Origin of the sequence: Rhodococcus sp. G-MC3 (genome assembly GCF_030063335.1) — a bacterium.
GTDB lineage: Bacteria > Actinomycetota > Actinomycetes > Mycobacteriales > Mycobacteriaceae > Rhodococcoides.
The window spans coordinates 117,907-141,734 of record NZ_JASISW010000004.1; the positions used below are offsets into that span (position 1 = coordinate 117,907).

General features: G+C 63.1%; 3 protein-coding genes. All 3 read right to left on the reverse strand.

All coding sequences use genetic code 11. The features are described from left to right. Positions 1-143: 143 nt before the first annotated feature. On the reverse strand, positions 144-1,217 hold the full coding sequence (locus QMK17_RS05495) for an alpha/beta hydrolase (protein WP_283507418.1): 1,074 nt from the start codon (positions 1,215-1,217) through the stop codon (positions 144-146). A gap of 168 nt (positions 1,218-1,385) precedes the next feature. Next, on the reverse strand, positions 1,386-9,557 hold the full coding sequence (locus QMK17_RS05500; RefSeq protein ID WP_283507419.1) for a non-ribosomal peptide synthetase: 8,172 nt from the start codon (positions 9,555-9,557) through the stop codon (positions 1,386-1,388). A 205-nt stretch (positions 9,558-9,762) separates the two neighbouring features. Then, positions 9,763-23,727, reverse strand: a complete 13,965-nt coding sequence (locus QMK17_RS05505; RefSeq protein ID WP_283507420.1) for a non-ribosomal peptide synthetase — start codon at positions 23,725-23,727, stop codon at positions 9,763-9,765. Positions 23,728-23,828: the final 101 nt, after the last annotated feature.

Below are 23,828 nucleotides of genomic sequence, written 5' to 3' on the forward strand. Positions count from 1 at the left end.
ACTCTCGGCGGCGCCCGAGTCACGAGGCGTCGTACACGCAACAGCAGTTACTTTCAACCAAGGCTACTGCGACGAATGCTCCCCTCCACACTGGAGGGGAGCATTCGTGAAAACTATCGACTACCGTCGGGTTCCCAGAATTTTCAGATACCCATCGCGCGTGCCAGCACCGGCCACGAGTTCTTCAGATCGTCGCCCCAGTAGCCCCACGAGTGAGTTCCGCTGTCACGGAAGTTGTACGTCGCCGGGATTCCGATTTGGTTCAACTTGTTCTGAAGGTTGTGCGAGCAGTAGTTCGTGGCGGCCTCGATCACACCGCCGATGATGATCTGGTTGGCCAAGGTCGGTACTCGGCCGTCGATGTCGGGGCCGTCGAGATTGTCGTACATGCCGGGCAGGCCGTTGCCGTTGGAGATGTAGAGATCCAATCCGCGAAGGCCTTCGGCGTTGACGTAGGGGTCGTTTTGAGCCCACATCGGGTCGTTGTCCGGTCCGTACATGTTCAGTGTGCTGCCACCGCCGTAGAGCTCCACGACCTGCTTGACGAAGGTCTGACCGATGGGATCACTGGTCTGTGCACAGCCGCTGTAGGCAGCCACGCCGCGGTACAGATCCGGGTTCGCAATCGCGAGCTGCAGTACCGAGGTTCCTGACGACGACAGGCCGGCGATGGTGTTGACACCGTTGGTGCCGAGGGCTGCGTCCACGAGCGGCGGGATTTCCTCCGTCATGAAGGTTTTCCACTTGTTGACTCCCAGAACCGGATCTGCCTGCTTCCAGTCGGTGTAGTAGCTCCACTTGCCACCGATAGGAGACACGACGTTGATGTTCTTGTCACCGAAGAAGTCGTAGGCGTCGGTACGTGCACGCCACGTCGCGGAGTCTTCGCCGCCACCTGCCCCGTTGAGCATGTACAGGGTGGGGCGAGGAGCGCTCGTATCCGCCGGCCGCAGTACGTCCAGCGGAATCTCCTTGTCCATGGAAGCGGAGTACACGTACATGGTGAGTTCGCGGTCGTTCTTGACCTCGATCTTGGTGACCTTCGAACCGTTCGACGACGTGGCCGAGGTCAGTGGAGCCGCATTGGCCACCACGGAGTCGGCGGGATCGGCGGAGGCCGTGGCTGCGACACCGGTGAACGGCACGACGAGCGCGACGGACGCGATCGCCAATCCCTTGACGACGGTGGACAACGTGCGTGGCTTCGATCGACGCATAAGCTTTACTTTCACCATTCTTTGCGATTTCCCAAAATGTGCCGAGCGGACCGATCGCCGGTCGTCCGGCGCTACCTTACCTGGCAGTAGAAGATCGACGCAGTCTCGACATTCGTTACTCGGCCTTCCACTCACCAGCAGCCCTTCTCGCGCTGGTGAGCCGCGACGTCACTGACTACGACGTCTGCGATCGGCGACGTCGAATGAACGAAGGTACGCGAGGTCCGACAGCGATGTCAGCGACGGAGCATCGAGGATTGCGCCGAGGGGTACACGCACACCGAGAGCCGAACCCAGCACGCGAGACAAGGCCATCGCATCGAGCGACGTGCCACCGAGTTCGAAAAAATTGTCGTCTATCGAGGCATTGTCGATGCCGAGGACGCGAGAGACCGCATCGATCACCGCTTGACCGGAGAATTTCACCGAATCGTCTGCCGACCCGTTCTCTCTCGACATACCGGGGGTCGGCATTGCGTCCAGTCGGGATGGCCACGGCATGACCTCGATCCGCCGGATATCTTCGAGCACAGTCGCAATCGATAGTTCAGGATGGGCAGCGAACTGCGCAAGAACGCGATCCAGGGACTCCAGGATTCCTCGCGCCTCCACCCGATCGACAACCTCCTCCATGTATTCGAGACGGATATGGATGTGCGAAGAGGCACTGATCCTCAAAGCAACGGGATAGTGGGTCGATTCCGCGAAAGACATCCCATCGACTCGAAGCCCGTCGATGGACGCTGCCTGGTGGGCAATGCCGGATTCGTCGACTGGGAACGATTCGAACACCGTGAGGCTGTCGAACCGTGCCCCGCGGCCAACCCTGCGCTCGATGGCACTCAAACCCACGTGATGATGCTCCAACAGTGCCACCTGCTCGGCCTGAAGCGTGGAGAGGAAGTCAGCCACGGTGTCTGCCGGATCGAAGCGCACTCGGACGGGAACCGTGTTGATGAACAGACCCACCATCTGCTCCACTCCGACGATGTCGGCAGGTCGGCCGGAAACGGTGGCGCCGAAAACCACATCGTGGCGACCGAGCGTTTTCGCAAGCACCAACGACCACGCAGCCTGAACCAAGGTGTTCATGGTTATCTGCAGTCGTGCTGCAGCCTCGACGAGTGCTGCGGTATCGGACGTTCCAATGGTGTGATCCTGCGCGAGAGCCCAATTCGGGACCGACACGCGAACCTCGTCGGCAAGCAGACACGGATCGCGGACCCCGTCCAGCGATTCGGCCCACGCATCGAGCGAGATGTCTTGGTCGGACGAGGCCAGCCATGCGAGATACGTGCGGTAATCCCGAGGACGCGGCAGAACGTGGTCGTCTCCGTGCAGCGCGTACAGCGCGAGCAGTTCCTGTAACAGGATCGGCATGGACCAGCCATCGAGAACAATGTGATGATCGGTGACGATCAACCGTAGCTCGTTCTGGGACAGCCGAATCACAGTGAACCTCAGCAACGGATCCGTCTCCAGATCGAAGCGGTCGGTCCGGTCCGCCGCGATGGCCGCAGCGAGCCGCTCCTGCCGATCGTCCTCGGATAGTTCGGACAGGTCGATTTCGATCCAACCTGCGTTGTTGTGAGATCGGAGAATCTGGACGGATTCGCCACTCTCCGTCTGAACGAACACGGTACGGAGACTGGAGTGGCGCGACATCAACGCGGTGGAGGCGGATTGCAACCGTGCAACATCGAGGTCTCCGCCCAATGTCAACACGACCTGTGGCGTATAGACATCGACGTTGCGGCCCGCCGCCAGACTGTGGAATCGAAGACCTTCTTGCAGGGGCGTCAACGGCCAGATGTCCAGCACGTCACCATATCGCTGCTCCCACGAATCGATATCCGCCTGAGACACCTCGACCAGCGAAACGTCGGAGGGAGTCAACCCTCCCGCCGTCGCCGATTCTGCGTGCCGAGCCAGCGCTGTCAGTGCAGCAACCCACAGCCTCGACAGTTCCTCTACGTCCGCGGGCTCGACGATCCCCGACGCGTAGGCAAAGCTCGCAGTCAACTCTTCGCCGTCGACACCGTTCACCACCATCGCATTCACGTCGACGACTGCCACCGCGGAGAGATCGTCCGCCTCGGCGTCGACGTCGCCCATGTCCGACGCCGGCAGCCAGCCGAGGTTCATACCCTCGGGCACCTCGCCTGCAGCACCGACACGACCGAGATAGTTGAAGCTCACTTGCGGGTCGGCCGCATCGAGTAGTGGCGATACGTTGTCCGCCATATGGCGCAACAGTCCGTACCCGATGCCCTTGTCTGGAATTGCTGCCAGTTGTTCTTTGATCGCTTTCAGGGCTGATCCCGCGGCGGGTCTGGACGCGAACGCATCGCTCACGTCGACACCCGAAAGATCCACCGACACAGGAAACACGGTGGTGAACCAGCCGACGGTGCGAGACAGGTCTGCTCCCGGAGCGACTTCTTCCTCACGACCATGTCCTTCGAGCAGAACGAGCGTCGAAGATGCGTCGATACCGCGGAGTCGTCGCCACTGCGTCACCGCCATCCCGAGTGCCGTCAGCAGCGCATCGTTGACTCCGCCGCGATAGATATTCGGAATGCGGGTGAGCAGCGCTTCGGTCACCCTCGCCGGTACGGCCACCGAAACCGATTTCATGGTCGATCTGGTGTCGCGAGTGGGATCGAGCGCTCGGCCGCCGAACAACGAATCAGGAGTACGAAGGACCGACTGCCAGTGATCGACTTCGGCACTGCGCACTGCCGAGTTCGCTTCCTCTCGCAGTGCGTGTGCCCATCTCCGCATGGACGTACCAACCGGGGCGAGCGCGATGCGGCTACCAGCCGAATGCTGCGCCCAGGCGGTCACGAAGTCGGGCACCAGAATGCGCCAAGACACCCCGTCGACGACCAAGTGGTGAGCCACCACCAGTATTCGCCCGGGTCGCGTCGGTCCGAAGTCGATCCAGACGAACCGAATCACCACGCCGGCCGCGGGATCGAGGGTCGCCAGCACTGCGTCCAACCCCTTCGAACCCAGTTCCGTCACGACATCTCGAGATGCGTCGGCATCGACTGCGACCCGGTGGATCAGTGAATCGACGTTGATAGCACCGGGGGGAACGACCTCGATGCCGCGCTCGCCACCGTCGATCACCAGCCGCGAACGGAGCATGTCGTGGTGGTCCACCACCGCCGAGATCGTCGCGACGATGCCGTCTCGGTCGATTCCCATCGGTAGCTCCAAGGCCATCGATTGAGTGAATCGGCCATAATTCGAACCGCGCTCGAGCATTGCCTCGACGATCGAAGTGGTGGGCATGGTGCCGACACCTCCCCCGTCGAGTTCGGCAAGTACGACTGCACTGTCCGGCGAACTCCACGCCGCCAGTTCTGCCAGCCGCCCGACAGTTCTGGCCTCGAAGACATCGCGTGGGCGGAAGACCAGCCCGCGGGTTTTCGCGCGCGATGTGAGCTGGATCGACATGATGCTGTCACCGCCGAGCGCGAAGAACGAATCGTCGAGTCCAACTCGCTCGACACCGAGAATCTGAGCGAACAACTCGGCGATCAGCTTCTCGATCTCGGAATGAGGCGCGCGATACGCGCCGGCAACCTGTAGTTCCGGCGTCGGCAGTGCTCGGCGGTCGAGCTTTCCGCTTGCATTCAAGGGCAGATTGTCGAGAACGATGAATCTGGCAGGAACCATGTAGTCCGGAAGAACGGAACCGGCCGACCTACGTAGCGCCGACTCGTCGAAGATACGACCCTCGTGAAGCACAAGGTAGCCGACGAGGACATTGTCGACGACGGATGCTGCTGCTGCCGCAACCGAAGGTTCGGAGCGCAGTGAAGTCTCGATCTCGCCGAGCTCGATACGTAGACCGTTGAGCTTGATCTGAGAATCACTTCGCCCGACGTAGACGAGAGAGCCGTCCGGGCGCCGTCGAACCAGATCGCCGGTCCGATAGAGCCTTGATCCTGTGTCGCCGAAACGGTTCGCGATGAATCTCTCGGAGGTGATTCCCGGGCGCGATCGATAACCCCGGGCCAACTGATCACCGGATACATACAATTCGCCGACCACTGCGACGGGGACCTCGTTCAAGCCCTCGTCGAGTACGTGAAGTGAGGTATTGCGCACGGGCGTGCCGATGGGCACCACGGATACTTCGGTCGGCCCACTGAGTCGGTGCGCGACCTGTACCGCAGTTTCGGTCGGCCCGTAGACGTTGTGCACCTGAGCCCCACTCAGTGCCGAGAAGCTCGCCGCCAGTGCGGCATCGAGTTGCTCGCCGCCCACGAACACTGCACGAAGTGTGTGCAGCAGTTCTGCGTCGGCGAATTCGACCATGAGAGCAAGTACCGATGGGACGAATTGAGCGATCGTGATCCGCTTCGCTGCAATGACACCGGCCAGGTACTGCGGATCGCGGTGGCCGTCGGGGCGTGCCAGCACCAGCTCCGCCCCTACGCGGAGCGGCAACAACAGTTCCCACACCGACGCATCGAAGCCCACGGCCGTTTTCTGCAGCACGCGGTCGGTCTCGTTCACACCGAATTCGGTTGCCAACCATTCGAGTTGGTTGACAATCGCACGATGGGAAACCGAGACTCCCTTCGGTCGACCCGTCGAACCAGAGGTGAAAATCGTGTACGCAATGTTCTCGGGCAGCAGCGATGCAGTCCGATCTTCCTGTCGCAGCGGTCCACTGTCGAGAGGGCCGAAATCGACTGTATCCACGCGGGATATGGCTATCTTTTCAGCGGCGGTTGCGACTCGCGGATTCTCGGCAGCACCGAGGACCAGAAGCGGGCGTGCGACATCGAGCACGTATGAAATTCGATCTTCCGGCCATTCGGGATCGATTGGGACGTACGACGCTCCCGCGACGAGGGTCGCGTAGACGCCCGTCAGCATCTCGATGGAGCGTGTACCGACAACTGCAACGGAAGTCTCGGGGCCTGCTCCGACCGAGATCAGATAGCGTGCCATCGCGTTCACTCGCTCGGCGAACTCACGGTAACTCGACGTGTGGTCACCGAAAGTGACCGCCGGGGCATCCGGTGTCGCGGCGACGCATCGGTAGAACGCGTCGACCAACGTCTCCTCGGTTCTTTCGCACGCAGTGTCGTTCCAACGTTCCACTGCGGCTGCCTCGTCCGAACTTCTGAGGTCGAGGGCACGAACCTGCATCGAAGGTTCGTCCACCAACAGAGCCAGAACTCGCCGGAACCTGGCGGCAAGTGAAGCGACAGTCGACTCGTCGAAGAGATCCGTCGCGTAGACGAATGTTCCGCTGATCGAACCGTTGTCCGACTGCGCGAGCGTGAGCGCTAGATCGAAGTTCGCCGAGACCGACTCGAAGTCTAGGGCACTCAGTCGCAGTCCCGGCAACTCGAACTCGGCGACATCGTGGTTCTGCAACGTCAACATCACCTGAAAAAGAGGGGTGTGCGAGGTAGAGCGCGGCGGATCCAAAATCTCGACCAGCCGCTCGAAGGGCACGTCTGCATGCCCGAACGCGTCGAGCGCAACCGCGCGCGTGGCGGTCAGAATTTCGGACAGTGTCGAATCGGAACGGACGTCGTTTCTCAGAACCAGAGTGTTGACGAACATTCCGATGAGATTGTCGAGCGCTTCTTCACCGCGTCCAGCAACCGCGGTGCCGATTGCGATGTCAGAGGTACCGGTGGTCTTGGCGAGCACTACGGCCAGAGCAGCTTCGACGATCATGAAGAGACTCGAATCCCTGGCTCGCGCAGCAGAACCGAGTTCTGTGCCCAATTCTTTCTCGATCTCGAACGTGTACGCAGCCCCGGACACGGTCGATTCCGCCGGCCGAGGTCGGTCCGTGGGCAACTCGAGTAACTCCGGGAGACCGGCCAGCTGATTGCTCCAGTAGGACACTTGCTGAGCGAGAAGCGATTCGGCGTCGTCTTCGCTACCGAGAACGTCGCGCTGCCACAGCGCGAAATCCGCGTACTGGACGTCGAGTGCAGCAATACCGTCCGGCAACCCACTCGCCCTACGCGCATACGCTGCCATCACATCGCGGGTCAACGGTCCGATGGAGAAGCCGTCGACCGCGATGTGGTGAGCAACGATCACCAGAACGGCGTCGTCATCGGCCACCTCGAAAAGCGCTACGCGGAGGGGAACCTCGGTGGTGACATCGAATGCGACCGATGCGAAGGCCGTAGCTCGCTCGACAAGCTCGGCTTCCCCCACTCTCGACCTATCGAGGGTCGCCGACACGTCCGAAGACGGATGAATCAGCTGATACCCGGTTCCGTCGTGCTCTGGATACACCGTTCGCAGAACCTCGTGACGTTCGACCAGATCAGCGATCGCCTCGCCGAGAGCACCACGATCGAGATCCCCGGTCAACCTGATGGCGATCGGAATGTTGTAGGCCAACGACGAGCTGTCGAAGCGATTGAGGAACCACATACGTTGCTGTGCATAGGACAATGGGATTCGGTCGGGTCTCGGCCTGGCGGCCAGTGCAACGTGCCTGCCGCTTTCCAACCCGCCGACACGCGCGGCCAAACCAACCACCGTCGAATCCTCGAATACCTCTCTCGCGCCGAAACTGACATCGAGCGAGGCACCTATTCTGGCCGCCAACCGGGTGGCCGAGAGCGAGTTACCTCCGAGTTCGAAGAAATCGTCGTCCAGGCCGACTCGTTCCGTTCCGAGGATCTCGGAGAACACCTCGGCTACCGCTTTTTCGGCATCGGTCTCGGGAGCGCGATACCGCTTCGTGGCGAAGACAGGTTCGGGGAGACCGGCGCGATCAAGTTTTCCTGCAGGCGTGAGCGGAACGTCGTCGATGACCATGATCGACGAAGGAACCATGTGCTTCGGTAGTGACCGGGCTGCGAAAGATGTCAGTTCTGCTGGATCCGCCTGAGCACCGACGGCGGGCCGCACGTACGAGACAAGAGCGGTGTCACCCGTCGTGCTCGCGACTCCGACCGTAACCGAAAAGGACACCGATGGATGTGCCGTCAGCGCCGAATCGATCTCACCGAGCTCTATCCGGAAGCCTCGCACTTTGACTTGAAAGTCGTTTCGGGAAACGAATTCCAACGAATTGGAGGAGTTCCGCCGGACGACGTCGCCGGTTCGATACATCCGAGTTCCACTGTCTGCGAACGGGTTCGCGACGAAGCGATCGGATGTGAGTGCTTGTTTCCATCGATAGCCGCGCGCGAGTCCTGCACCGGAAAGATACAGTTCACCCGCGACCCCCGCGGGTACCGGGCGCAAGCGCCGGTCGAGCACGTGCGCCGAAGTACCCGCGATCGTAGTACCGATCGATACCGAGTCCTCTGGCGTCAGAGGGTCTGAAATAGTGCTGGCCACGGTAGATTCGGTAGGACCGTAGGCATTGAAGAACCGTCGCCCACGCCCCCAGGCGTGGACGAGTTCGGGTGGACAGCTCTCTCCGCCTACTACCACGACCTCGAGGGCATCGAGGCCTTCCGGATCGACCGACGCGAGCGCGGCGGGGGTAACGAAGGCGTGCGTCACGCGTTCCCTGCGCAGGAAACCTGCCAACTCGCGCCCTCCGTACACGTCGGTGGGCGCGATGACCATCGTCGATCCAGCGACGACCGCCATCAGCAACTCCAGCACAGAGGCGTCGAAACTCGGTGATGCGAAGTGCAGTGTGCGTGCCGCTGCAGTGAGTCCATACCGTTCGAGCTGCTCTGCTGCCAGGGCTGCGAGTCCGCTGTGCGTGACTACTACGCCTTTCGGCAGTCCTGTCGACCCGGACGTATAGATGACGTAGGCGGGATTGTCGGTCCTCAGCTGTGAGAGGCGATCCGAGACCGAGATCTTCTCGTCCGAGACGGACTGCAGCGCGGCATCGAACGCCTCGTCGTCGATTACGTTCCATCGACACGTGTCCGGCAACAGGTCGGCGAATTCACCGGTGGTCAGTCCAGTGCGTACACCGGAATCGGACAGCATGTGATGGATGCGGTCGGGTGGGTACGTCGGATCGATCGGAAGAAACGCCGCACCGGTCTTGGCGATCGACCACACTGCGAGAACAGATTCGAGCGATCGAGTCAGGCCGACGGCGACCACATCTTCCGGCCCGACACCCTGTGCGATGAGCACCCGCGCAATCTTCGAAGAACGACGGTCGAGCTCGGCGTAGGTCATCCTGCGGTCGCCGGACACGACGGCATCACCGGCGGGGTCGGTCTCCACCGCGGCCGTCAGGATCTGAGGAAGCAGTGCGGTCGCGTTGCGGGTCCGCCGGGGGCGACGGGGACGGCTGCGACGAGCTGGAACGTCTGCGGATTCTCCCTCGACATCACCCGGCATACGATCGCCGCTCATGCGTCTCGAACCATGTTGTGCATGCCTGTATTGTTCCCCGGCCTCGTGCGCACTTCGACTATCGCCCCTCACTTCGGTGCTCGACCTGCTGGTCGAGCTGGCATGGTGCCGACTCGTCCTCGTGGCCGAGCGAACACCGTACGCATATCGGACTGCCAATGTTCATCGTTACCGGTCGGTAATGTCCGGCCGGTGACAACCTTCCTCAGCTCCGTCCGAACGGGCGCTCCTCGGCAAATACGGCAATGCCCGCTCGACCGGTCGAGGATGAAGAATCGTCGGGGCTGTCAGTCAGGATCACGGCCTCTAGGTCCTCCACCTCGTCCGAGTCCAGCACGTCCATGTCGGAGGATCGCACGATGGCGTGCGTCACCCACTCGTCGAGAACGAGGTCCAACAGGTCACCGTCCGCCTCCCGTGTCGGTGCCACCCACGCAGCCCCGACGAGTGCCGCTGTCAACAGCGCCGACAACTGCCACGTGTCCGATGTGGCCGGAGCAGCGAGCACACGAGACTCGTACGTCAGCGCAAGCCTGTTACCCACACCAGTGAGCGTTGCGACCAACTCACCGTGGGCTCGCACCACGATCGGCCCTTCGTCTCCGACGATGATCACAGCTGGATCCTCGGCACCGAGCAGCCTGGTACGCGCGGAGTACGCGATCGGCCGAGACGAGGCCGCGGAAACGGCATCGGTGACATCGGGTGCGTCGTTCGCGATCAAACTCACCCCGTCCGGTACCGCGGTGGTGAGGGTGCCGATCACTGTCTCGGCGCCGGATTCTGCGACGAGCTGCCCGACGTCGCGAGCGGTTTCTGCAACGACCACGGCTGCACCGGCCAGAATCGTCGCAGTAACTGCCACCGCCCAGTCCACCGATACCGGCAACGCCACCACGAGACGGTCGCCAGGACCGACTCCGCGTTCGATCAGCACCCGTGCGAGACGAGCGGCTCGACCTTCGATCTCGAGGTAGGACATCTCCTCCCCGCCGTAGGCCACTGCCGGAGACTCCGGATCCTGTTCGACGACCGCGCCGATCACCTGAGGCAATGTCCGCTCTGCAGCGACAACAGCACCACCCGCATCGACGTGTGCCGTTGCGCGGCCTTCGGTCTGCTCACGTTCTTGCTCGGACATGATGTCGATGTCCCCGACGATCACGTATGGATCCGCCGCGACCGCCGTCAGGATTCGCGTGAGCCGCTCCCCGAAAGTGCGTGCTGTCGATTCGTCGAACAGATCGGTCGCGTACAGCAGCGAGCCGAACAGTCCTGAAGGACTTCCCTGCTCGTCGGTACGTGCTTCGACGGTGAACTGTAGATCGAACTTCGCTCCTAGTTCTCCGGTATCGAGCCCCTCGACCGTCAAGCCGGGGAGGTCCAGTCGCACCCGTTCGAGGTTCTGGAACGACAAAGCGACTTGGAAAATCGGATGGCGCGCCGCCACCCTTGCAGGAACGACTGCGTCGACGATGGCTTCGAACGGCAGGTCCGCGTGTCCGAAAGCACCGAGATCGGCTGCTCGAACGTCGTCGACCAGGGAAGAGAAGGTTCCGCCGAAGTCGACCTGGGTTCTCAATGCCAGTGTGTTGACGAACATCCCGACCAACTCGTCGAGTTCGGCGGCGCCCCTGCCTGCGACCGGAGTTCCGACGACGATGTCGCTGCTTCCACTGAGCCTGCCGAGCAGAACAGCAACGCACGCGTGTACGACCATGAACAGGGATGTACCCCGATCGCGGGAGAACTGGACCAGACCTGCGTGTGAGAGTGCATCCAGTTCGAATCCGACGGACCGACCCTGCATCGACTGATTCGGCGGACGCGGTCGATCGCTCGGAAGGTCGAGCGTATCCGGGCTACCCTGCAGCGTCTCGATCCAGAATTCGAGTTGATCGTGCGCGGTCGATCCGGCCTCGTCGACCGTTCCCAAGACACCACGCTGCCACAGCGCGAAGTCCGCGTACTGAACGGGAAGATCGGTCCATTCCGGTTGCCGCCCTTCGCTTCTCGCCGAGTACGCAACCATGACGTCCCGGGCCAGCGGAGCAATGGACGCGCCGTCCGCCGAGATGTGGTGAACGACGAGGGCCAAGACGTGCTCGTTCGGTGAAAGCTCGACGAGACCGACTCGAACCGGCACCGCAGCGGCGACGTCGAAGCCGCCGAGAATCAGGGATGCGACGGCCCTCCTGGCGTCGTCTTCCCCGTCCACTCGCTCCGGTGTCAGGTCGAACGACACATCCGCTGCATCGAGAATCCGTTGCTGCGGCCCGTCGCCGTCCGCCGGATAGATGGTCCGCAATGCCTCGTGCCTGGCCACGACGTCCGCGACAGCGCCGCGGAGCGCATCGACGTCCAGCGCACCGGTGAGCCTGACCGCCAGCGGGATGTTGTACGCGCCGGACTCGGGATCGACATTGTTGAGCACCCACATACGTTGCTGGGCAAGGGACAGCGGGATCCGCGTCGGCCGCCTGGCCGCGATCAGTGGAGGCCTGGCGCCGGTACCGGCCAGTTCGGCCACCGCACCGGCGAAAGACTCCACCGTCGATGCGTCGAACAGCAACCGGACGGACACCGATGCGTCGAGTGCACCGCCGACTCGTGCGACAACCTGAGTCGCCACGAGCGAGTTTCCACCCAAGTCGAAGAAGTCGTCGTCGAGGCCGACCAGCTCGAGGCCCAATACCTCGGCGAACACACCTGCAACAACCTTCTCGGTCTCCGAGGCCGGTGCCCGGAATTCGCGCGCAACGAAGACGGGATCGGGCAACGCCTTGCGGTCGAGCTTCCCCGCCGAGCCCAGTGGGAATTCGTCGAGGACGACGAATGCCGAAGGAACCATGTAGTCGGGGAGCGCAGTGGACAGCGAAGCCCCGATATCCCCGGCATCGATGGTCGCACCCGACGCGGGTACCACGTAGGCGACGAGTCGATCGTCACGGACGAGAACGACTGCGCGGGAGACGGAGTCGATGGCCAGCAGTGCGCTCTCGATCTCTCCCAGTTCGATGCGAAGACCACGTAGCTTGACCTGGAAATCCGTACGTCCGATGTATTCGATCTCGCCATGTGTCGTCCAGCGCACGAGGTCGCCCGTACGGTACAGACGATGTCCCGAGGCCGAGAACGGATTCGCGACGAAACGATCCGACGTGAGATCGGGCCTCGACGCGTATCCGCGCGCGAGCTGCGCACCCCCGAGATACAGCTCCCCCACGGCGCCGACAGCGACCGGACGCAGACGGCCGTCGAGCACGTATACCGCGGTGTTGAACACGGGGATACCGATCGGCACGCTCGCGGTGTCGGCATCGGTGAATTCGTGGAACGTGACGTCGACGGCTGCCTCCGTCGGTCCGTACAGATTTATCACTCGTACGTCGGGTAGCACGCTCTTGAGGTTCCGCGCGGTCGAGGACGGAAGTGCTTCCCCCGACGCGAAGACGATGCGGAGGTCATCGGCGCGTGGCGCCGTCGGTTCGGCTGCGAACACTTCCAGCATCGAAGGCACGAAGTGCGCAACGGTGACGCGCTCCGCGGCAACGAACTCAGCGAGATATGCCGGGTCTCGATGCCCGCCCGGTCGGGCGATCGACAACACCGCGCCGATCTGCAACGGCCAGAACAGCTCCCAGACCGAGACGTCGAATGTCACCGGCGTCTTCTGAACCACCACGTCCGACACCGCCAGCGGATATTCCGCCTGCATCCACACCAGCCGGTTGACGATTGCTCCGTGGTCGATCGTGACGCCCTTGGGCTTGCCCGTCGACCCTGAGGTGAACAGCACGTACGCGCTGTTGCGTGCCGTCAACGAACCGCCGCGTTCACCGTCGGACAACGGTGCGTCGGAGATCGAGTCGAGGTCTACCCGGTCCACGAGGACCAGACCATCTGTATCAGGTGTGGACTTCTCGCCCGAGGTCGAGAGAACCAGCGCGACGGACGCAGTCCGGGCGATGTACCGGATTCGGTCGTCCGGTTGTTCCGGATCGAGCGGAACGTAGGCTCCGCCTGCCTTGATCACCGCGTACAGAGCGATCATCAGATCGAAGGATCTGCGCATCGCCACTGCGACGCACACCTCGGGGCCGACGCCGCGCGATACGAGGTAACGAGCAAGACGATTCGCGCGCGCATCGAACTCGCGGTACGTGAGCGACTCGCCCTCGAACCTCAACGCCACCGCATGTGGAGTCGAGGCCACCTGCGCATCGAACATCGACACCAACGTCGCCGAAGAATCGACTTCGCTATCGGTGGCGTTGATCTCGTCGAGCAGCCACGCTCGTTCAGCCGCTTCCACCAACTCGATGTCCCCGATGGGCGCTGTCGAGTTCTTCGTCACTTCCCTCAGCACGACGGCGAACTGTCTTCCCAACCGGGCCACGGTGGCGGCATCGAACAGATCGGTCGCGTAGACGAATTCGACGGTGCGCGAACGTGTGCCGTCGGACTGTTCCTGCGGCTCGGTGACCGTTACCTGCAGATCCATTTTCGCCACCGCAGCATCGAAGTCGACGGACGACGCTGTGAGTCCCGGCAGTTCGAAACTCGAAGATCCGAAGTTCGCAAAGGTGAGCAGTACCTGCACCAAAGGATGCCTGCCCTGCGAACGCGGCGGATCCACCACCTCCACCACACGCTCGAACGGCACATCGGCATGCGCGAACGCCGACAGATCCACTTCACGCGCACCCGCCAACACCTCGTCGAAACTCGACGAACCATCCACCCGAACACGCAACACCAACGTATTGACGAACATCCCGACAAGATCATCGAGGACAGCCTCACCGCGCCCCGCCACCGGCGTACCGACTGCAATATCGGAAGCACCCGACACCCGCGACAACAACACCGCCAACGAAGCATGCATCACCATGAACGGCGTACTCCCACGCCGGGCGGCCAACTCGTCCACCGCGGCCGTGGTGGCCGAGTCCAATGTGAACGTGTGGGATGCGCCCCGACCGGACGCCACCGACGGGCGCGACCGGTCGGTCGGCAACTCCAGTTGGTCCGCCAGTCCGGACAGAGTGTTCTGCCAGTAGGTTTCCTGAGTGCTGACGAGCGAGGTCGGATCCTCGGGCGAACCGAGCACCTGCCGCTGCCACAGCGTGTAGTCCGCGTACTGCACCGCGAGTTGCGACCAGGTCGGGGCATCGCCCTGCGCACGGGCTACGTAGGCGGTGATGACGTCACGCATCAGCGGAATCATCGAGAAACCGTCCGCCGCAATATGATAGGCGACGACTACCAGAACGTGTTCGGTGTCGCTCACCTTCAGCAGTCGAATTCGCACCGGGGCCACCCTGGTGACGTCGAATCCTTCGGTCACGATGGACACAACGGTCGAGAAAACATCGGATTCTGCGACGTCCGCCGCGGCGAAGTCGGTACGCGCGGACGATGCGGGCAGGATCACCTGGATACCGGTGCCTGCGGATTCCGGATACACGGTACGCAATGTCTCGTGGCGGGTGACGACATCGTCGAGTGCAGCATGTAGCGCGGTGGTATCGAGAGCTCCGCTCAACCTGACCGCGGCCGGAATGTTGTTTGCCGCCGACCCCGGATCGAGCCGGTTGAGGAACCACATTCGCTGCTGCGCGAGCGACAGCGGGATTCGATCGGGTCGCGCCATCGCAGTGAGAGCGAGCCTGCCACCGGTTCCCAATTCCACTCGCGCCGCAAGAGCCTCGACCGTCGGCGCCTCGAACAACGTGCGCACCGCGATTGTCGAATTCAACGCGGCGCCGAGCCTGGACACCATCTGCGTGGCGACGAGCGAATTACCGCCCAGCGCGAAGAAGTCGTCGTCCAGACCTATGTGCTCCAGACCGAGAACATCGGTGAACACGCTCGCGACAATCTCCTCGATCGGAGTCGTCGGCGCTCGGAATTCTTTCGTCTCGAACGTCGGAGCAGGGAGAGCCTTCCGATCGAGCTTGCCTGAGGTGTTCAGCGGAAACTCGGCCAACACCATCAGCGCACCGGGAATCATGTACCGGGGCAATGTCGCCGACAATGCGGTACGCAGTTCGTCGATATCGACGTTCGCGTCGGCAGACGACGGCGCCAAGTACCCCACCAGCTGATCGCCCGCTTCGGTGGACATCACCGAGACCGCCGCCAATCCCACCGACGGTTGCGCCGCCAACGCCGCTTCGATCTCACCGAGTTCGATGCGCTGGCCGCGGAACTTCACCTGGAAGTCGGTTCGACCGATGTAATCGAGACGACCGTCGGCGCGCAGGATGACGAGGTCACCCGTGCGATACATACGACTGCTCGCCGAATTTTTCGGTGATACGAAGGGATTCGCGACGAACCGATCGGCGGTGAGATCCACTCGCCCGTAGTACCCGCGAGCCAACTGAACGCCCGCAAGGTACAGCTCGCCGGGGACACCCACCGGAACCGGGGACAGTCGTGAATCCAGCACGTACGCAGCGCAGTTCCACTCTGCGCGGCCGATCGTCACGGACGAACCCACAGCCGTGTCGGTGACGTCGGCATAGGTGATCGACACCGCCGCCTCGGTCGGACCGTACAAGTTGTGGACCCGTGCATTCGATACGCGTGCGAAGTCTCGTACAGCTTCGCCGGGCAACGCCTCGCCGATGACGAAGATCTGCCGCAGGGTGCGCAGAGACGAACGTGTCACCGCGCCGGCGAAGACCGAGAGCATCGTCGGCACGAAGTCGGTGACCGTCACCGACTTCCGATCGATGACCTCTGCCAGATAGCGCGGGTCGCGGTGGCCATCCGGCGTTGCAAGGACGACTGATGCTCCCACTCTCAACGGAAGGAAGAAACCCCACAGGGACACGTCGAACGTCGTTGCCGTCTTCTGCAAGTACACGTCCGATGCACCGAGGGTGTACTCGGACTGCATCCATTCCATCTGGTTGACGATCGCGCGATGACTCACCGCGACGCCCTTCGGCTTACCCGTCGAGCCGGACGTGAAGATGACATATGCAACCGAGTGGTCCGACAGTCTCGGGCGCAGCCCGGTGCGTGGCTCTCCGCCTGTGGGCACCGCGGCTACGTCGACGACCGGCGCTGAACCGGGAGGAACGAACTCGTCGCTCGCGCGGGTCAGCACGCAGATGGGGTCGGCTGCCGCGAGGATGTAACCGATTCTCTCGATCGGGTGATCGGGATCGATCGGAACGAAACCTGCACCGGATCGCAGGACCGCATACATCCCGACGACCAGATCGATCGAACGCCGAACGGCAAGGGCCACCAGCTTTTCCGGACCGGCACCTGCTCCGGCGAGAACGTGCGCAAGGGTATCGACACGACGGGCGAACTCGCCGTAGGTCAACTCCTCGCCCTCGTAAGACAGTGCGACCGCGTTGGGATGTTCCGCTGCCGCCGCCGCGAATCCGTCGAGGAGCATCTCCTCGGGCACGAGATCGTGATCGGTGGAGTTCCATCCGCGCACGAGCAACTCCGCCTCGTCCTCGGCCGTCAGCACGATATCGCCGACGACTGCGGACGGATTGGCGGTAACGGCGGACAGCACTCGGAGGAGACGCGCTTCGATTACCTCCATGCTCGATGCGTCGAACAGGTCGGTTGCGTAAATGAATTCGACGGACCACCGATCGCCCGCCTCGGTGTCACCGACAGCAATCTGCAGATCGAACTTCGCGATGCCTGCATCGAAGTCGACGGCCGAGACCGAAAGATTCGGCAGTTCGAGTTCGGACTGTCCCAGGTTTTGGAAGAACAGTGCGACCTGGAAGAGCGGATGCCGCCCTGTTGACCGCGCAGGGTCGAGAATTTCGACCAGTCGCTCGAACGGGAGATCCGCATTCGCGAACGCTGCGAGGTCGCTGCCTCGCACCTGACCGAGTACTTCCTCGAATGTTGCGGGCGCTTCGACACGAGTACGAAGGACGAGGGTGTTGACGAACATCCCGATCATGTCGTCGAGGGCGGCCTCTCCGCGACCTGCGATAGGTGCGCCGACGGCGATGTCATCGGTTCCGGACAGTCGGGCCAACAATACCGCTACGGCGGCATGGACGATCATGAACGGAGTCGAGCGTTGCTGCACTGCAAGGTCTTCCACAGCACTCCGCAGAGCAGGCGATATCTCGAATCGGTGCGTCCTGCCCCGGTTGCTCGCCACTGCAGGACGCGGACGATCGAACGGGAGATCCAACTGCTCGGGCAAACCGCCGAGTGCGTTTTGCCAGTACGCCTTCTGGGCGCTGATGATCGAGTCCGGATCGTCCTCGGATCCCAGCACCTCACGCTGCCACAGCGTGTAGTCGGCATATTGGACCGGAAGCGGTTCCCAGTTCAGGTCGAGTCCGGCAGCTCGTGCGGTGTAGGCCCGAACGACGTCGCGGGTGAGCGGGCCGAGTGAAAAGCCGTCGGCAGCAATGTGGTGTGCCACGAAGACGAGCACATGCTCGGCCCCGGACACCTCGAACAAGCAGGCGCGGAACGGAGCTCGCGCGGCGACATCGAAACCGGCGAGCACGGTCTCCTCGATCGACGCGGCGAGCTGGGCCGCGTCCACTGGAATCGGCGCCAGGTCCGGAATGACCGATCGAGTGGAAACAACCTCCTGGTAACCGACCCCGTCGATCTCGGGGTACACGGTGCGCAGTGCCTCGTGCCGCGACAATACGTCGGCGACCGCGACGTGCAGGGCATACCGGTCCAGCAACCCCGACAGTCTGATCGCGACCGGAATATTGTTGACGGCCGAGTCCGGTTCGAGCCGGTTCAGGAACCACATCCGTTGCTGCGCCATCGACAGCGGAATGCGCGCGGGGCGCACGCGCGGCTCCAACGGGATCCGCGCACCACTCCCGACCTCGGACTCGACCCGGAACGCGAGAGCGGACACGGTGGAGACCTCGAACAGAAGCCGAACCGGTATCGAGGTGTCGAGCGCCGCGCCGAGACGCGAGACCACCTGCGTCGCGATCAAGGAGTTTCCGCCCAGTGCGAAGAAGTCGTCGTCGGCGCCGACCCGTGGCACCGCGAGTACGTCACCGAACACACCGGCCACGATCTCCTCGATCGGGGTGGACGGTGCGCGGAAGGCGCGTGCCTCGATCTCGGGTTCGGTGAGGGCAGCCCGATCCAGTTTGCCTGCCGCGTTGAGTGGTAGCCGATCGAGCACCACGATCGCGGCGGGCACCATGTACGACGGCAGTTCCTGGCCCATCGAAGAAGCCAATTCTTCGGTGTCCACCGTCGCGGCCGCAACTGCGACAACGTAGAGGACCAGACGATCGCTCATCACCGCAGCGACGGCGTCCGAGACGAACGATGCGCTCCGTGCGACCGTCTCGATCTCACCGAGCTCGATGCGCAGGCCCCGGAGCTTGACCTGGAAGTCGGTTCGCCCGATGTATTCGAGCTCACCGGAGGTATTCCAGCGCACCAGATCGCCCGTTCGGTACAGTCGACCACCCCGGTGCGGGTCGGCCACGAAACGTTCTGCGGTGAGTCCTGGTCTCCCGTGGTATCCGCGGGCGATCTGAGGTCCGGCCAGATACAACTCCCCTGCCACACCGACCGGAGCGGGGTTGAGGTTTCCATCGAGGACGTAGGCGGCGGTGTTCCACACCGGTGATCCCATCGGCGCCGATGCGTCGGGCACATTCCACCCGTCCACATTTCCGACGGGACGACTCGTCGCATGCACGGTGAACTCGGTAGGCCCGTAGAGGTTGTGAATCTCCGCATCGGTCGCACGCGCCAGCGCCGTCACCGTCGACGACGGAAGCGCCTCGCCTGCAAGCTGGACGAGTCGAAGTGAGGATGCATCACGCGAGGCGATCTCGGTGGTGAACACCGGCACCATCGACGGAACGAACGACGTCGCGGTCACGCGTTGTGACTCGATGATGTCGGCGAGGTACGCCGCGTCGCGGTGCCCGTCCGGGCGAGCGATCACCAACTGCGCACCGGACGCCGGCGCACCGAAGAGTTCCCAGATGGAAACGTCGAACGTGAATGGAGTCTTCTGCAGAACAACGTCGAGATCGCCGAGAGCGTACTCGGACACGATCCACGACACCTGGTTCACGACGGCCCGATGCGACACCGCGACGCCTTTGGGCCGACCGGTCGATCCCGACGTGAACACCACGTAGGCAACGTGATCCGGGTGCAACGGCGCACGGCGGTCGGCATCGGTGAGCGGTGCATCCGAGTAGGCGGTCAGGTCGAGTTCGTCGATCCGCACCGACTCGACCCGAACCGACTCGATGCTGTCGGCGACGAGGTCGTCCCGTGATGTGGTCAGTACGACAGTGGCATTCGAGGCGTCGAGTATGTAGTCGTTTCGTTCAGCAGGTTGATCGGGGTCGATCGGAACGTAGCCGCCGCCCGCTTCGACGACCGCATACAGAGCGATCACCATGTCCAACGACCTTCGGATCGCCACAGCTGTCAACACATCGGGGCCGACACCGCGTTCGATCAGATGGCGGGCGAGGCGCGCTACCCGAGAGGAGAATTCGGAATAGGTGAGTTGCTCGCTCCCAAAAGAGAGTGCCACGGCGTCGGGGACCCGCACGGCGGTGCGATGGAAAGAGTCGAGCAGCGTGAGGTCCGGAACGTGGTGTTCGGTCGCGTTCCAGTCGTTCAGCACCAGAGCGCGTTCGGCCGATTCGACTATCTCGATGTCTCCGACTACAACGTCCGGCGCGCTGCCGACAGCGCTCAGCACGACGAGGAGACGCGACGCCAGAGATGCGATCGTGTCCGCGTCGAAGAGATCGGTGGCGTAGGTGAAGTCGAGTGCCCACTGATCCTCGCGCTCGGAAACCGTGACCTGGAGATCCATCTTGGCCACGGCGGTGTCGAACTCGACACCCGATACGGTCAGGCCCGCAAGTTCCAACGTAGTGGTCCCCAGGTTTTGGAAGACGAGCAAAACCTGGAACAAAGGGTGGCGCGCCTGCGACCGGGCCGGGTCGAGTACGTCGACCAATCGCTCGAACGGGATGTCTGCGTTGCCGAATGCGTCGAGATCGGTTCGCCGCACCGCAGCGAGAAGATCGGTGAACCGCTGCCGCCCGTTCACTTCGGCACGAAGCACGAGTGTGTTGACGAACATGCCGACCAGGTCGTCGAGTACCTGTTCACCGCGCCCGGCGACGGGGGTACCGACGACGATGTCCTCGGTCCCGGACAAGCGCGCCAACAACACGGACAGCGCTGCGTGCACGACCATGAACGGTGTCGCGCTGTTCTGCGAAGCGACTGCTTCGATTCGGCGTCGCACATCGGTGTCGACGAGTGTCGAGTACGTGGCGCCTCGGCCAGTCGCGACGGCCGGTCGACGCCTGTCCGAAGGCAGGTCGAGCTGATCGGGCAGCCCGGCGAGCGCTGCGGTCCAGAATCGCTCCTGAGCAGCGATCACCGAGCCCGGGTCGGTCTCCGATCCCAGTACCGCTCGCTGCCATAGTGAGAAGTCCGCGTACTGCACCTCCAGCGGCGCCCAGCCGGGGGACGATCCTTCGTTACGTGCGGCGTACGCCGTCACCACGTCGCGGGTGAGTGGCACCATCGAGAAGCCGTCTGCGGCAATATGATGCGCGACGACAACGAGTACGTGCTCGCTTGCGTTGATCTCGAGAAGCTCCAGACGAACCGGCACTTCCGAGGTGACGTCGAAACCGCGAGAGACGATCTCCACCACGCGGTCGTACACATCTGCTTCGGCGACGACCTCGGACCGAAGTCGCGGTACCTGTGTCCCTCCGCCGAGGACGACCTGATGTCCCACGCCGTCCGACTCGGGGTATCTGGTTCGCAGTGACTCGTGCCGTTCGACGACGTCGTCGACGGCTGCCGCGAGTGCGTCGATGTCGAGCCGACCGGACAGGCGGATCGCGACGGGAATGTTGTCGACCGCGGAATCCGGGTCCAACCGGTTGAGGAACCACATGCGTTGCTGCGCCATCGAGAGCGGCACCTGATCGGGACGCGCGCGAGGCGCCAGTGGCTCGCGCGCGGACTCGCCCGAGAGTCGCGCATTTTCTACGAGGTCGGCGAGCCCGGCAACGGTCGGCGAGTCGAAGAAACTTCGAACGTCGACCTTGACCTTCAAGTCTGCATTGACCCTGGCGATGGCGCGGGTGGCACTGAGCGAATTGCCACCGAGAGCAAAGAAGTCATCGTCGACACCGAGACCCTCCACGCCGAGACCCTCGACACCGAGGATGTCCTCGAACACTGAGACGAGGGCTCGCTCGACGTCCGAATCGGGCGCGCGGTATTCGGCGGTGAGTGCCGCGGTGTCGGGCTTCGGCAGCGCCTTGCGATCGAGTTTTCCGCTGGCACCAAGCGGAAACGCTTCGAGCGCAACAAAGACGGCGGGCACCATGTAGTCGGGCAGCCTGCCGCGAATCCCCGCCGACAGTGCCTCCGAGTCCGCCTCGCCGGTCGTGGTGACGACGTAGGCAACCAGGCGGTCGTCCACTCCGGACTCGGAATCGTCCGACAGCACGACTACCACGGCCTGCTGCACCTGCTCCTGCTCGAGCAATGCGGCTTCGATCTCACCGAGTTCGATGCGGAGCCCGCGCAGCTTCACCTGGAAGTCGGTGCGCCCCAGGTACTCCAGCACGCCTGCCGAGTTCCACCGAACGAGGTCCCCGGTGCGGTACATCCGCTCCCCCGCGCTCCCGTGCAGATCGGCGACGAAGCGGTCGGCTGTGAGATCGGGTCGAGCGAGATAGCCACGCGCCAACTGAACACCCGACAGGTAGAGCTCGCCGGGAACGCCGGGGGGCGTGCGATTGAGACCATCGTCCAGAACGCGGAGTTCGGTCCTCGGGACGGCCGCACCGATCGGGACGGACACCAGATCGGAGCTGCCGGTGCGGTGATAGGTGACGTCCACCGCTGCCTCGGTCGGGCCGTAGAGGTTGTGTAGCTCGGCGTCGAAGAGCGCATGGAATCGTGCCGCCGACCCGGCCGGCAGCGCTTCTCCCGACGCGAAGACCTGCCGCAGACTCGGAATCCGCTCGGCACGACTGATCGAATCATCGAATTGCCCCAGAAACACCGCCAGCATCGACGGAACGAAGTGCGCAGTGGTCACGCCGTGCGAGGCCATGGTCCCCGCGATGTACGCGGGATCACGGTGACCATCCGGTGCCGCGACGACTAGCGATGCACCCGCCTGCAGTGGCCAGAAGAACTCCCAGACCGACACGTCGAACGTGAACGGTGTCTTCTGGAGGACCACGTCCTGGGCAGTCAGAGGGTAATCGCGTTGCCGCCAATCGAGGTTCGCGACGATTGCCTCGTGCGAGACAGCGACGCCTTTCGGCCGGCCGGTGGATCCGGACGTGAAAATCACGTAGGCCGTGTTCTGCGGGTGCAGTGCACCCGCAACTCGTTCCGCGGGCATCAAAGGTGTGTCCGCGTGGCCGGACAGATCCACGGTGTCGACGAACAGGGTTTCGACCCCGCTCGGTAGTGCCGTTTCCTCGGATGTGGTGGTGACGACGAGAGCCGGCTCGGCGATGTCGAGGACGTAGGCGATCCGGTCCGCCGGGTGGGAGGGGTCGAGGGGGACGTAGGCACCGCCTGCTTCCACGATGGCGTACATCGCAATCAGCAATTCCACCGAGCGTGAGATGGACAGCGCGACCCGATCCTCGGGGCCGACTCCCAGATCCACGAGCCGTCGAGCCAAGCGGTTGACACGACTGTCGAACTCGGAATAGGTGAGCCGGGTGTCGCCGAAGACGAGGGCGACGGCGTCGGGAGTTCGTTCGACCTGCGTGCGGAACCGCGACGGCAAGGTGTCCGGCCGCGCATCCGGGGACAACACATCCGGGGAAGAGGCCGAATCTCCGAGGAACTCACGGGCATCGGAGACAACGCCGGCGACGATGGCCTCCAGGCCGCCCGGGACGGTTTCGACGGCGCCGGGTGCAAGCGTCGACAGCGCGAGCGGCACGAGTGCATCGGCCCCGAGCACACCGCCCATGGCGGTGTCCAAATTCGTCAGTTCACGGTGCACGTCACCGTAGGAGAACGAGACATCCGTCGATGCGAATGCTGTCCGATCGGCGTCCGCGTCGGCGACCCGGGCAACCAACCCCGGTAGATCTTCGATCGCCGTCGAATGCGAACCGGGCCCACCAGACACCATCTACTTTTCCTCCCGCTTACTGCTCGCGTTGACCAAAGAATCAATTATCCCTGCGGCACCGACGCCCGAACTACGTCCCCTCTCGAGGGGGGCGCCGGCCG